Here is a 12,608-nt window from a genome sequence, read left to right as displayed (position 1 = left end):
GAAAAAGCGGAATTTTGTTCACCCCGCTCCTGACGTCCTGTGAGCCAAAAAAACTACACCGCAGGATGCACCCAAGGCGTCCGGTAAGCCCTCTGCAACAGTGCTGTAGCCTCCGCATCGCCTTTCACCTCGCGCCGCGCTGCGTCATAAGAAACCGGGCGGCCCAGTTTCATCGAAATGTTTGCCAGGATGCAGCTGGCCGTGGAAATATGGCCTTCTTCGATGTCGGCCACTGGTTTTCCGTGTTCTTCGATGGCTTGGAGGAAGTTGAGCATGTGTAGTCGGGTCGCCGGTGCGGCATTGAGTTCGATATCTTTTTCCTTGAGGTCTTCGGGATATTTTTCTTTTTCGTAGACCACATCCTGGTGAATGGTCTTTGCTTTGGGGTCTACCGGTATGAAATCGTAGCGCATGGTGCTGGCTTTTAGCGTTCCCTTTTCGCCGTAAATAAAAAGCGCCCATGGGTAGTCCGGGTCGGCGGGTGTGCCCCAGGCGCGGTGCTGCCACACGCAGTTCAGGCCGTCATATTCAAACACAGCGGTTTGCGTGTCCGTAATGTTGGATTTTCCGGTCTTGTCCACGTAGATGCCCCCTTCCGAGCTGATGCGGTTGGGCCATCCCAGTTTAAGCATCCAGCGCGCAGTGTCGAACATGTGGATACACATGTCGCCCATGATGCCATTGCCATATTCCATGAACGTGCGCCACCAGCGTACATGAGGCAGGCCGTCATAAGGCCGCATGGGCGCAGGACCCGTCCACATTTCATAGTCGAGGAAATCGGGCACGGTCTGCACGGGCGGGTTGCCGTTGTTGCGCATGTGATAGTAGCAGCACATCTCCACGTGCGAGATCTTGCCCAGCATGCCGGTGTCGATGATATTTTTCTTGGCTTCGATCAGGTGGGGCGTGCTCTTGCGCTGCGTGCCCACCTGCACCACTTTATTGTATTTCCGTGCCGCCGCCACCATGGCCTCACCCTCGATCACATCGACGCTGATCGGCTTTTGCACATATACGTTCGCACCCGACTTAACCGCCTCTATCATTTGAAGGGCATGCCAATGATCGGGTGTTCCCACCAACACGATGTCAAATTGATTTTCGGCAAGCATCTTCCGGTAGTCGCCATACAGCACCGGGGCTTTGCTCCCAGCCTTTGCGCGTTGCTTCACCAGATCGGCCGCGCCTTGCAGTTGATGTTTGTCCACATCGCAAAGCGCCACTACATCTACAGGCGCCACTTGCATGAGGCGGAAAAGATCGCTTTTACCATACCAGCCCGTGCCAATGAGGCCAACGCGAAGGTTCTTTGCGGGGTTGATGATGTCCATGCCTTGCGCACCGATGGCCGTGAGCGCAAGGGAGGCAGATGCCGTGCGGAGAAACAATCTCCGGTTGATGTTGAAGTTGTTCATTTCGTCAGGGTTAGGATGGCCCATCATCGTGGTTGGCGTTCTTCACCAACTACGATAAGGCAGGCTGACGAAAATATAATGAAATATCGGGTGGCGCAATGGTTTAAATGATGGGTGGTTTGTTGAAGCGAAGCTTCTTGCGGCGAGCCTGCAAAATGGGGGCTCACCACCGATCTTGTTGGTGAAGAACACCAACAAGGGCGATGAGCGCGATGTATTTCTTTACGCCGACTTTGCTTGCCGCCGACTTGCCCGTCGAAGGTGAGGCGGTGAAACCCCTACTCCGTCCGTAGGATCTTCGCCGGATTAATATTCGCACCACGGAAGATCTGAAAGCTGACCGTCCCCAACGCCAACAAACTCAAGATCACCACCGGCACCACAAACAGATCCCACTGTAACCCTATGCGAAACGCAAAGCCCGCCAGCCACGCATCGATCCCATACCAGGTCAAAGGAATGGCAATGACGCTGGCAATGAGCACGAGCTTAAAGAATTGCCACGACAACAACGACATGATGCTGCCGACTGACGCCCCCAACACTTTCCGGATACCGATCTCCTTTAATTTTTGCGCCGTCGTGAAAGACGCCAACCCCCAAAGTCCCAGGCAGGCAATGATGATGGCCAGCATGGAAAACATGCTAAAGATCTTGCCGAATTGCTGCTCCGATTTGTATTGGCTGTTAAAGAAATCGTCGAGGAAATAATAGTCGAACGGATTGCCCGGGAAAGCTTCCTTGTAGAGGCTTTCGATCTTGGCGATCGTCGTCTGCATGTTGTTGCTATTGATGTGGATGGAATAGTTGTGACCGGAGATGGTATCGGCTTTTAACAGCCATGGACTATGTTCCGTTTTCAACGAGTTCCAATGATAATTCTTTAGAACGCCCAGGATCTGCACCGTATCACCGCCCAGCAACAGGCGTTCTTCGAGCGCGTGTTCCGCAGTGCCCAGCCCAAATGTGGTGAGGGCGGCTTCGTTCACCAGTACCGACCGCATATCGGAAGCAATGGAGGGATTGAACGAGCGACCGGCCAGTATCGTGATGCCATAGGTGGATACGAAATCGGGATCGACCCACACCACTTTTCCATCCTTGCTTTCCTGTTGCTCGGTCCCTGAGCGCCGCATACCCGTACCCCAGTTATAGCCACCTCCGGGAATGGCCGCCGATGTTGCCACACCGGTGACGCCCGGTACTTCTTTCAATTGGTTCTTCAATGACATGAGCCGTGTCTTGGCACTCTTTCGATCCAAAACACTTGGGCCGTTCACGATCAGCATCTGGTCCATGGTCAGGCCTTTGTCCTGGTTCTTCATAAAGATCATTTGCCGGTAGATCGCAAACGTGCCGGCAATAAGAATCAGCGACGACGCAAACTGGAACACCACCAAAGCTTTGCGCAACGAAAATCCACCGGTCATCTTCTCCACTTTGCCCTTCAGCACTTCCGTGATCTTAAACGACGATAGGATGAAGGCCGGGTAGATCCCCGAAACAAATGACCCGATCAGGAACAACGTGGTCAACACCACCCAAAACCGGTAGTCACCAAAGTCGAACGTCAGATCCTTTCCAACGATCTCGCCCAACACGGGCAACAAGCCCACGGCCAGCAGCGTCGCCAGCACCACGCTGATGAGATTGACAAGGACAGATTCAAAAATAAACTGGCTGATCAGTTGGCTGCGATGTGCTCCCACCGACTTCTTGATGCCCACTTCTCGCGCGCGTTCCATAGCCCGGGCGGTAGACAGATTGATGTAGTTCACCCAGGCAATGGCCAGCACAAAAATGGCGATCACCACAAAAAAGTAGATGGTGTTCACACTCACCGTCGCGCTCGATTCATAATCCAAGCCGGGGCTCAGGTGAATGTCCAGTATAGGTTGAAGCTTCAACACATTTTTGCTGTTGGATTCGGCCAGATCCTTGCCGCGATATTTGTCCACAAAAGCGGGCAATTTGGCTTCTACTTTTTTGGAATCGGTGTGATCGTGGAGTTCGACATACGTCACAAAATTATTCCAGCCCCACCCGTTGTCGTGTGTGTACTGTTCATTGCGCAGGAGATTGTGTGTGGGAAAAAGAAAATCAAACTGGAAGTGTGAGTTGCCGGGGACTTCTTTCAGGACGGCGGTCACTTCATAATCGCCATCGGCCCAACCGCCGGAGATCTTCAATATTTTTCCCAGCGGATCTTCACCCGGTTTGAAATATTTGTCGGCCATTTTTTTGGTGATCACTACGGAGGCGGGATTGTCCAAAGCGGTATTCAGGTCGCCTTCCAAAGCGGTGTAGGTAAACACATCCAGAAAAGTAGAGTCTGCAAACTGCATGTTCTCCTCGTGAAAGGTCGACGGGTCGCCGTTGTCGCGTTTGTAGATGACCACGGCGCCACCATACATGGGGTGCGTGCGAATATAACGCTTCACTTCCGGCACATCCGCCAACATCGCCGGGCCTTGTGCATAACCGGAGATAACGCTGTTGCCCCGGAATTCGCCGGCGCGGTAAGACATGGTTGTCATACGGTATACGTTTGCTGCGTTGGGATGAAACGTATCGTAGCTCAATTCAAAATCAACATACTTCAAGATCACCAGGCACACGGCAACGCCGATGGCCAGGCCGAAGATGTTGATGAACGAATACAGCTTGCGCTTCCGCAAGTTCCGAATGGCGAGGGTGAAGAAATTTCTGATCATGATGGGGTTTGTTTTTATTCGCCTACTACTCGATGACGCTATACATTTTATCTGATGCAGGGAAGCAAATTTAAGTTGCACAAAGGCTTCCCTTTTTATCCGCCGTCGCGAGCTGTCATTATTCTGACCTCAAGCCTATGTATTCTGTAGCGGATAGCACCACCGTCTCCAGGATACTTAGTGATCTGAAGATGGTTACATTATAAGAGAAAATCCCGCTACCGGACGTTATTGTTCTATTTATGGAGATAACGGTCGGCATAGCTGAGAAAGGTTGGCCAGTTGGGACCGGTCGTGTGTCCACCAGCATGTTGACGAAAAGCAATGTCACCATCCAGCAATCCGGTTTCCAAAGGCGGAAAGGTCGCGGTGCCCAGATCCTTTTTATCCAACAGTTTATAGACCGGTCCCGCGTGCACGCCGGCCAGAAACATCCCCCGGGCATCAACCCACTGTCCTTCCACCGCCGGCGAGCCAACACTGATAAAAACCGGCCGTGGGGCACAGAGATCAATCAGTTCATGCGCGTCCACGGGCAGATCGTTTGGCGTGAGCGGGCCGGCATATTTTATAAAGTTGCCCGCAAACCAATGGTATTCGCCCGACCCGGCGAGGTTCTCCACCTGCTCGCCAAAAACACGTCTCAATATTTTTGCACCCCCGGCGCCGGAAGACCCGATGAAACCAATGAAGAAGCGAGGATCATACGCCATCGTCACCAGCGCAGCTTTACCAAAACGCGACAGCCCTTCAATGCCCACGTGTTTGGCGTCGACGGCTTTGTCGGTTTCAAGATAGTCCAGCGCACGGCTGGCACCCCAGGCCCAGGCGCGCAGGGCGCCCCAGTCGTCGGGTTTGCGGGGTTGGCCTAGGTTGGTCAGGCCGATGATACCCTGGGTGAGGCCTGCGCCGTTGTCGGCCTGGAAGCTGGTGGGTATGATCTGGGCATAGCCCCAGCCCTTGGCGAGAAGCTGTTGTTTCCAGTCGGGTTCTGGCTTGGTGCCCGCCGGTGGTGCAGGCGGGGTGAATCCCGGAGGAAATATAAAACTCAATTCCATCATGACCGGCACCGGGCCCTTGGCTTGGGCTGGGGTGGTCAGGGTGAGGTCGATGTTTACGGTGAGGGCCGGGTAGGCCGCATGATCGACATGACCGAGCAGCTTTTTGGTGATCACGGCAACCGCACCGTTCATTTCGTTGGCGGTACTCACAACTTCCCAGCGGACCTGGGGCACATTTACCGGGACGCGTCCATACACCTCGCGGTCAAAATCCTCCACGATCTCCGGGCGGCGCTTCTCCCACCACAAGGCGGGGGTAGTGACGCGTTTCCCATTTTTTAGCACGAGTGGATCGGGCAAAACTTTGTAGGGCGATGCCTTCGACTCGTCGGTGTTGGCGGCGTTGGGCGCTTGCGGGTTGCCGGAGGGTCCCCGGCGGGTGGAGTCGATGTGGAGCTTGGCCAGCATCGTTTTATAATCCTGCTCCGTGATCCGTTTCAGGCTATCCAAACGGGCCTGTTCGGCAGGGGTTAGCTTGCGCTGGGCGTGGGCACATAGCGCACTTAAAATAAGTATGCAGCAAACGACGATGTGAAGAGAAGGTGCTTTCATGGTTCGGGATGGTTGATTTAGGATGCTCATCGTCCGGCTTTGTCCATCCTACGTTTAATATTCAACATAATCGTCCCCCGATGAAATGAATTTACATCGCCGGTGTTGATCGCATCACGGTTCACCCCAAAACCTGTAAATTTGAACGTATGACGTACCAGGAATTTACGCCCCATCCGTTGCTGCAGCCGTACATTGTTTGTTATTGGTCATCCCAATCGGGCCGGTCGTCGGCCTCCAGCAACATCTTTTCCGATGCCTGCTCCGATATCATCTTTTCTTTGGGTGCCGACGTCGCGGTTACGGGCGGAACCCTGAAACACGGACATCAATACCTGGTCGGCATCATGACGCATTTTCACCAGGTGCAGACCCCGCCCGAAACATACCTGTTGGGCATTCGCTTCAAGCCGTTTGGCATCTATGCATTGTTGGGCATTCCCCTTCAAGGGATGGCCGATCAAACCGAAGCGCTCACGTCATCCGATTTTTTCTTTCCCGGGATCAACCCCAGCGCCACCGGCGTCATCCAAAAGCTGGACGCGTATTTTCTTCAACGGCTAAATGACAAGAACCGGTTGGTGGTTTCTCTTTCCGAAACGATCCTCGCGGTCAACGGAAATATCAGCGTGCAACAGTTAGCCTCCCGTCATCACATCACCGAGCGACAAATTGAACGTCTCTTTCAATCGCGCGCCGGCGCCACCGTTAAGGAAGTGTGCAAACAAGTGCGTTTTCAGAGCACATTAAAGAAGATAGCGGCCTGTCCGACGGCAAGCTTTGCACAAATCGCGTTTGAGATGGGCTATTACGATCATGCGCACATGCTGAAAGATGTGAAACGGTATTCGGGTCTCACGCTTTCGCGGATAGCGTCCTGAAATTGTCGGGTTTTTACGAAAGCCTTTTTCCTTAAAAGCTGCACCTTTGTTAGCTTCACGAACCGGCAAACCAAACCGGTTAAACATAGCTTACGGGAAACTATTCACACTAACTTATTTTTGTATGATAAAATTCGGCTACACCATTCTGTATGTGAAGGATGTTGAACGCTCCATCGCTTTCTATGAAAAAGCTTTTGGCCTGAAACGGAAATTTGTGGCGGGCGATGCCTATGGCGAACTGGATACAGGTGCTACGACGCTTTCGTTTGCCAGCATTCCACAAGCACAAAGCAATTTGAAAACCGAAATTCAAATCAGCAGTTTAAAGGAAAGACCTTTTGGCATCGAGATCGGGTTCACCACCAACGATGTGGAGGGAACTTACAAAAAAGCTATCGCTGCCGGGGCTACTGAAGAAGCGAAGGCAGCGCATAAATCGCATGGGCAGACAGTGGCCTATGTGAGGGATCCCGATGGTTTTTTGGTGGAGATCTGTACGCCCATGGGGTGATCAAAATTTCTTTTGTTATGAATGATAAACAGGAAAGTCTAAAGGCATTGCAACAGATTCCCGGTGTAGGAAAGACAGTGGCCAACGATCTTTGGCGAATGGGGATTCGTGCGGTCGCCGATTTGAAAGGGAAGAGCGCAGAGGAATTGTATGTGTTGCACAATGACGAGCGCGGGCAGGTGCAGGATATTTGTATGTTGTATACGTTTCGGTGTGCGATCTATTTTGCGAACACCGTGAATAAGGTGCGTGATCCGGAGAAGTTGAAGTGGTGGAATTGGATGGATAAGGTTCGGGTGAGTAGTGTGGAGAAGGATCGTGCCATACGGGAAACGTTTAACCGCCACACCTCCGCTAAAAGCTCCCGTCTTCGCTAAAGCTTCGGCCCTCCTTCGCTAAAGCTCCGGCCCTCCTTCGCTGAAGCTTCGGCGGGCAAGCAAGCAAGCGAAGTCAGCGCTAAGGATTTGAAGGGTTCTAAAAACAGTGAACCTTACTTGCCGGGAACGGGCGGGGTTGTTCTCTCTTTTGCTATCACGTAATCGTATAGCGTTTTGGATACATCGTTCAGGGTTTCTACGGCGGCTTTTTCGTCCTTGAGATCTTTAGATAATAGTACCAACACGTATTGCCGTCCATCCGGTAGCATGACGAGCGCAGAGTCGTGATGGAGGCCTTTGATCCAGCCGGTTTTGTGGGCCACTTTGACGTCGCGTGGAAGTTTTGCGGGGATGATGTCGTTGTATTTTTGGTCTAGTAAAATGGCGATCATGGCCTTGGAGGCTTCGGGGTTTACGGCCTCACCTTTTCCTAACTTTTCGAAGATGAGCATGAGGTCGTAGGCGGTCACGGTGTTGTTCAGCTTTTTCTCAAAGGCCTTATTGTCCTCTACACCGCGCAATACCTGGATGTCTTTCGCACCGAGGTCGCGCATGGTTTGCGTGACGTTTTTGGCGTCAACCCATTCGATGACGATGTTGGTGGCCAGGTTGCTGCTCACCGTGATCATTTCGTAGACCAGCGATTGCAGGGTGCGTTTCTTTCCGATTTGCCGGTACAATTCAAATTCGCTGTCATCATCCTCCGAAAGACCGTAGGGGCTGCCGTCGACGATGCTTTTAAATTCATTTTTTATGAGGACCGAGTCGGTCAGGGAAAACTTTCCTGCGGCGGCTTGTTTGAACACTTCGATCATCACGGGCGTTTTCATGGTGCTGGCCGCATGAAAGGGCATGCGCTCGTTGATGAAAATCTCTTCGCCGGTCGACAGATCTTTGAAGGCCACGGCAAATGTTCCCTGCTGAGCGGCCAACGCTTGGGTTATCGTTTCCTTGACTTTGTCGTGATCGGATTGGCAAGAAAAGAGAGTGGCCGTTGCTGCAACAAGGAGCACGGGAAATATGCGTTGGACCATACAGGTTGTCGACGAAAAGGGTTAAGGTGTCTAAATTTAGCAATACAAATCGTTTCAAATCACTATCTTGAAATTTAAATCGACTACCTCATGAAACGTATTCCGTTCCTGTTCCTGGTTGGCGCCCTGCTCGCTTTTGGTTGTGTTGAGAAGAAGAAAGCGCAGGCCTCAATTGACCAAGCCAAAACCCGGGCCGTCATTGAACACCACTGGAAATCTTTCCAGGATCGCGACCTGGATGCCCTCATGTCGGACTACACCGACGAGTCCATCCTCATCACCCCTGACAAAACCTTCCGGGGCCTGGCCGAGATCCGCGAAAGCTATGCCCAGGCGTTTGTTGTTTTCCCAAAAGACTCCACCTCCATGCAGGTGAATAAAACCATCGTGGAAGACGATCTCGGCTACATCTTGTGGGAGGCCACCGTGCCAAAATTCAAGCTGCCCTACGCTTCGGATACCTTCGTGATCCGCGACGGCAAGATCGTGCGGCAAACCTTTGCCGGCGCGCCCGAACAATTATAAACATCCCCCATGCTGCGTCAAGTCGCTGTTAAGTCTGTGCTGAACAAGACCAAACGCCGCGACACGTGGTTCCTCGACGACTACACCGTGAATCCCTTTAGCGGGTGCGCCTTCAATTGCCTGTATTGCTACATCCGCGGCAGCAGATACGGCGAGCACATGGAGGAAAAGCTGAGCCTCAAAAGCAATGTACTGGAGGTCTTGGAAAAGCAACTCAAACTTCGCGCGAAGAAAGGACAGTATGGCTTCGTGGTGGTTTCCTCGGCAACGGATCCCTACTTGGCGGCAGAAGAAGATTCGCAGGTAACGCGCCACCTTTTGGAGTTGTTGCTACACTACCGCTTCCCGGTACACGTCATCACAAAATCAAACCGGGTAGCCCGCGACTTCGACATCCTGAAACGGATCGACCGGGAAAGCATCCTCCCCGCCGATCTTCAACCCCTCCTCTCCCACGCCGCCCTCATCACCTTCTCTTTCTCCACGCTCGACGACACCGTGGGCAAACTCTTCGAACCCGGCGCGCCATCGCCCACCCTACGCCTGCAGGCGTTGCAAGAAACGCTGGCGGCCGGCTTTCACAGCGGCGTGAGTCTTATGCCCCTGATACCGTATGTGACCGACACAGGCGAAAACCTGCACCACCTGTTCTCCACATTTGAAGCGACCGGCGCAAAATATATTTTCCCTGCCACGCTCACCTTGTTTGGCGAAGGACCGGCCGATAGCAAGACGCTGGTCTTCCGGGCCATCGAAAAACATTATCCCCATCTGTCCGAAAAATACCGGAAGCTTTTTGCTTACGGCGGACAGCTACCCCATTGGTACCGCGATGCGTTCGCAGCAAAAGTGAAGTCGCTGAGCGAAACACACGGGTTGAAAAACACCATCCTGGAACAGTCCGGAAACGCACAGGGTTGACCGTGGTTGAACAAACATTGCAGGGAAAACAGGCTTTCCGGCGTTTTTTGGCACTCCTCCGTTTTGGTGTGAATTTGGAATATCCATTGGGCACAGCATTGAAGGATAAAAAAACATAAGTCTATGACCCTCAAACCCCTCACCCTGGCCTGGCGCAACCTGATGCGTCACAAATCATTCACCTTCATCAACCTGTTGGGGCTCTCCATTGGCATCACGTGTTGCCTGGCCATCACCATCTTCATCCGCTACGAGACGAGCTTCGACACCTATCATCAAAAAGCTTCGCGCACCTATCGGGTGGTCGAGAATTTTAAAAGCGCTGAACAGGTGGAGCATTGGAATACAACGGCCTACCCACTGGCCGAAGCGTTGCGAAACGACTTCAAAGAAATCCCTCTCGTCACGCAAGCGGCGGGCCCCCTGCACCGCCTGTTCAAGATCGAGGACGAGGACGGCAACGTGGCGCGCTATGAGGATCATGCGCTCATGGTCGATCCTTTCTACCTGCAAGTATTCGACTTCACCTGGTTGGCCGGCAACCCGGAAACGGCCTTGACTCAACCCAACTCCGTGGTACTGACCGAAAGCATTGCCCTGAAATATTTTGGAACGGCGATGCACGAAAAGCAATCCGTTCTGGGCAAACACATCCTGCTGGAAAATAAGGACGAGCTCACGGTGACCGGCCTGATCGCCGATGCGCCTCACAACACGGGGCTGCCGTACAGCGTGCTCATTCCCTATGAATTCTTTAAAAAGAACAATCCCTATTTCGCGAACAACTGGTCGGGGAACTATCAGGGCACTACGTTTGTGACGCTTGAGAAGGGTCAATCCGTTCAAGACCTGGAACAACGCATTGCTACCTGGAAGAAAAAATACCTCAAACCCGAAGACGACCGGCGCATTACCTATGCACTGCAACCCATCACCGAAGCCCATAACGATGTAGTTTATGGAGCGGGACCGGGAAGCTACACCATGCCACTGAAATTTATTTATGCCGCCACCGGCATCGCGTTCTTTGTTTTGCTGATCGCGTGTGTAAATTTTATCAATCTCTCCACCGCGCAAGCCGCCAACCGGGCAAAAGAAGTCGGCATCCGCAAAGTGATGGGCAGCTCAAGGTTCGGGTTGGTTGCACAATTTCTGCGCGAAAACTTTTTGCTGCTGGCATTCACGCTCGTGGTCTCCCTGGCATTTACCCAGATGGCGCTCGGCTATATCAACCAGACGCTGGCCATCATTGACCTTCACTTGGCTATGGATACGCAAACCGTGTTGACCGCTTTGGTCATTGGCGCGGTCGTTATGGCGCTGGCGTGCTTCTACCCCGCCCTGGTCATGTCGTCGTACAAACCCATCGAGGCGTTGAAGAGCAAGTTTAGTGGCGGCGCCGAACAAGGCATCACCTTTCGCCGTGCGCTCATCGTCTTTCAGTTTGCCATTGTGCAGATCTTCATCATCGGTACCATCGTGGTGGCCGCGCAAATGAAATATTTCAAAACCAAAGACCTCGGTTTTACGACCGAATCCGTTGTGATCACCTATCTCCACAACCGCGAACACGATGAAACCCTGCGTGACCAATGGTTAGCAAACTCGGCCATTGCCGACGTTAGTTTTGCCTCCAGCAGCCCCCTACGCAGCTATCATGCCCGCTATGGCACAAGTTTCCGACTGCCCCACCAGTTGGAGGAAGAAGGACAGGAAGCCGAGATGAAGGGTGCTGATGTCAGGTATCTCTCCTTCTACAACCTCACGTTGCTGGCGGGGCGCAACTTCACCACGGTAGAAGACAGCTTGAAAGAATTCATCGTAAACGAGAAACTCATTGCCGGCCTGCATTGGACACCTGATCAAGCCATCGGCCAGCACCTCACCATCAACGAAGGCGAAGGCACCATTGTGGGCGTCGTCAAGGATTTTCACAACGAATCGCTACAAGACGACATCACGCCCTGCCTGCTCATCAACTGGAAGCCTTTCCTGGGGGTCGCTAACATCAAGATCGCGAAAAATCAAAACATGGAGGCGACCCTGGCATTCATCGAAAAAACCTGGAAGGCCCGGTCACCCGATGGCATCTATTACTATGATTTTCTGGACAAAACCCTGGCCCGAAAATATTCCCTGCAACACATGGTTTTCCAAGGATTCACGGCCTTTGCGTTGCTGGCCATCAGCATCGGATGCCTCGGTCTTTACGGACTGCTGTCGTTCATGGCGTTGCGCAAAACCAAAGAGGTCGGTATCCGGAAAGTGCTGGGTGCCTCGGTGGCACAGATCGTTGGATTGTTCAGCAAAGAATTCATCACCCTGCTCCTCGTCGCTTTTGTTATTGCTGCGCCGCTCGCCGCGTATTTCATGAACGAGTGGCTACACGATTTCGCCTATCGCATTTCGCTTTCCTGGTGGATGTTTGCGTTGGGAATTGGGCTGACGGTCATCATTATGTTGCTCACCATTGCCTACAAAAGTATTAAGTCGGCATTGGCCAATCCGGTGGAAGCTTTGCGGAACGAATAAGGTCTTGCCTGGGATTTTTTTGCTTTTACGTAGAGAAACCGACATTTCCGATGCCGGTTTCTTTGCCCGGCTTGTTATA

At 52.7% G+C, this 12,608-nt stretch carries 10 protein-coding genes; 6 read left to right on the top strand and 4 right to left on the bottom strand.

The window, feature by feature from the left end; all coding sequences use genetic code 11:
- Positions 1-53: 53 nt before the first annotated feature.
- The 3 genes from D4L85_RS16770 to D4L85_RS16760 form a co-directional block, all read right to left on the bottom strand.
- A complete protein-coding gene (locus D4L85_RS16770; protein ID WP_119758829.1) occupies positions 54-1,418 on the bottom strand; it encodes a Gfo/Idh/MocA family protein in 1,365 nt (454 codons plus the stop codon).
- 278 nt (positions 1,419-1,696) lie between these two features.
- Positions 1,697-4,132 (bottom strand): ABC transporter permease, encoded by a 2,436-nt coding sequence (locus D4L85_RS16765; protein WP_119755379.1) that lies wholly within the window; start codon positions 4,130-4,132, stop codon positions 1,697-1,699.
- Positions 4,133-4,368: 236 nt separating this feature from the next.
- Positions 4,369-5,745, bottom strand: a complete 1,377-nt coding sequence (locus tag D4L85_RS16760; RefSeq protein WP_228450925.1) for a glucuronyl esterase domain-containing protein — start codon at positions 5,743-5,745, stop codon at positions 4,369-4,371.
- A gap of 149 nt (positions 5,746-5,894) precedes the next feature.
- Here D4L85_RS16760 and D4L85_RS16755 point away from each other — a divergent pair, with 149 nt between their 5' ends.
- The 3 genes from D4L85_RS16755 to D4L85_RS16745 all read left to right on the top strand — a co-directional run bounded on the left by D4L85_RS16755 (position 5,895) and on the right by D4L85_RS16745 (position 7,517).
- Complete coding sequence (locus D4L85_RS16755; protein ID WP_119755377.1) at positions 5,895-6,626, top strand: AraC family transcriptional regulator; 732 nt, start codon at positions 5,895-5,897, stop codon at positions 6,624-6,626.
- A gap of 124 nt (positions 6,627-6,750) precedes the next feature.
- On the top strand, positions 6,751-7,140 hold the full coding sequence (locus tag D4L85_RS16750; RefSeq protein WP_119755376.1) for a VOC family protein: 390 nt from the start codon (positions 6,751-6,753) through the stop codon (positions 7,138-7,140).
- Between the two features lie 17 nt (positions 7,141-7,157).
- A complete protein-coding gene (locus D4L85_RS16745) occupies positions 7,158-7,517 on the top strand; it encodes a helix-hairpin-helix domain-containing protein (protein WP_119758828.1) in 360 nt (119 codons plus the stop codon).
- 113 nt (positions 7,518-7,630) lie between these two features.
- On the opposite strand, the gene D4L85_RS16740 is transcribed toward D4L85_RS16745, so the two are convergent.
- The gene (locus D4L85_RS16740) at positions 7,631-8,551 is read right to left on the bottom strand and encodes a serine hydrolase (RefSeq protein ID WP_119755375.1); all 921 of its coding nucleotides are present in this window, start codon (positions 8,549-8,551) and stop codon (positions 7,631-7,633) included.
- Positions 8,552-8,641: 90 nt separating this feature from the next.
- Between D4L85_RS16740 and D4L85_RS16735 the strand changes: the two genes are divergently transcribed.
- The 3 genes from D4L85_RS16735 (at position 8,642) to D4L85_RS16725 (ending at position 12,529) form a co-directional block, all read left to right on the top strand.
- Complete coding sequence (locus tag D4L85_RS16735; protein ID WP_119755374.1) at positions 8,642-9,076, top strand: nuclear transport factor 2 family protein; 435 nt, start codon at positions 8,642-8,644, stop codon at positions 9,074-9,076.
- Positions 9,077-9,085: 9 nt separating this feature from the next.
- Positions 9,086-9,997, top strand: a complete 912-nt coding sequence (locus D4L85_RS16730) for an SPL family radical SAM protein (protein ID WP_119755373.1) — start codon at positions 9,086-9,088, stop codon at positions 9,995-9,997.
- 123 nt (positions 9,998-10,120) lie between these two features.
- Complete coding sequence (locus tag D4L85_RS16725; RefSeq protein WP_119755372.1) at positions 10,121-12,529, top strand: ABC transporter permease; 2,409 nt, start codon at positions 10,121-10,123, stop codon at positions 12,527-12,529.
- Positions 12,530-12,608: the final 79 nt, after the last annotated feature.

The sequence above is a fragment of the Chryseolinea soli genome, from assembly GCF_003589925.1.
Classification (GTDB): Bacteria; Bacteroidota; Bacteroidia; order Cytophagales; family Cyclobacteriaceae; genus Chryseolinea; species Chryseolinea soli.
Note: the sequence above shows the minus strand (reverse complement) of the source record. Positions and strands in the feature narration are given on the sequence as shown.

What these genes read in the sequence shown, in the direction of transcription:
- D4L85_RS16730 (WP_119755373.1), top strand. Translation starts at nt 9,086, where the DNA reads ATGCTGCGTCAAGTCGCTGTTAAGTCTGTGCTGAACAAGACCAAACGC.
- D4L85_RS16745 (WP_119758828.1), top strand. Translation starts at nt 7,158, where the DNA reads ATGAATGATAAACAGGAAAGTCTAAAGGCATTGCAACAGATTCCCGGT.
- D4L85_RS16765 (WP_119755379.1), bottom strand. Translation starts at nt 4,132, where the DNA reads ATGATCAGAAATTTCTTCACCCTCGCCATTCGGAACTTGCGGAAGCGC.
- D4L85_RS16750 (WP_119755376.1), top strand. Translation starts at nt 6,751, where the DNA reads ATGATAAAATTCGGCTACACCATTCTGTATGTGAAGGATGTTGAACGC.
- D4L85_RS16760 (WP_228450925.1), bottom strand. Translation starts at nt 5,745, where the DNA reads ATGAAAGCACCTTCTCTTCACATCGTCGTTTGCTGCATACTTATTTTA.
- D4L85_RS16735 (WP_119755374.1), top strand. Translation starts at nt 8,642, where the DNA reads ATGAAACGTATTCCGTTCCTGTTCCTGGTTGGCGCCCTGCTCGCTTTT.
- D4L85_RS16740 (WP_119755375.1), bottom strand. Translation starts at nt 8,551, where the DNA reads ATGGTCCAACGCATATTTCCCGTGCTCCTTGTTGCAGCAACGGCCACT.
- D4L85_RS16770 (WP_119758829.1), bottom strand. Translation starts at nt 1,418, where the DNA reads ATGAACAACTTCAACATCAACCGGAGATTGTTTCTCCGCACGGCATCT.
- D4L85_RS16755 (WP_119755377.1), top strand. Translation starts at nt 5,895, where the DNA reads ATGACGTACCAGGAATTTACGCCCCATCCGTTGCTGCAGCCGTACATT.
- D4L85_RS16725 (WP_119755372.1), top strand. Translation starts at nt 10,121, where the DNA reads ATGACCCTCAAACCCCTCACCCTGGCCTGGCGCAACCTGATGCGTCAC.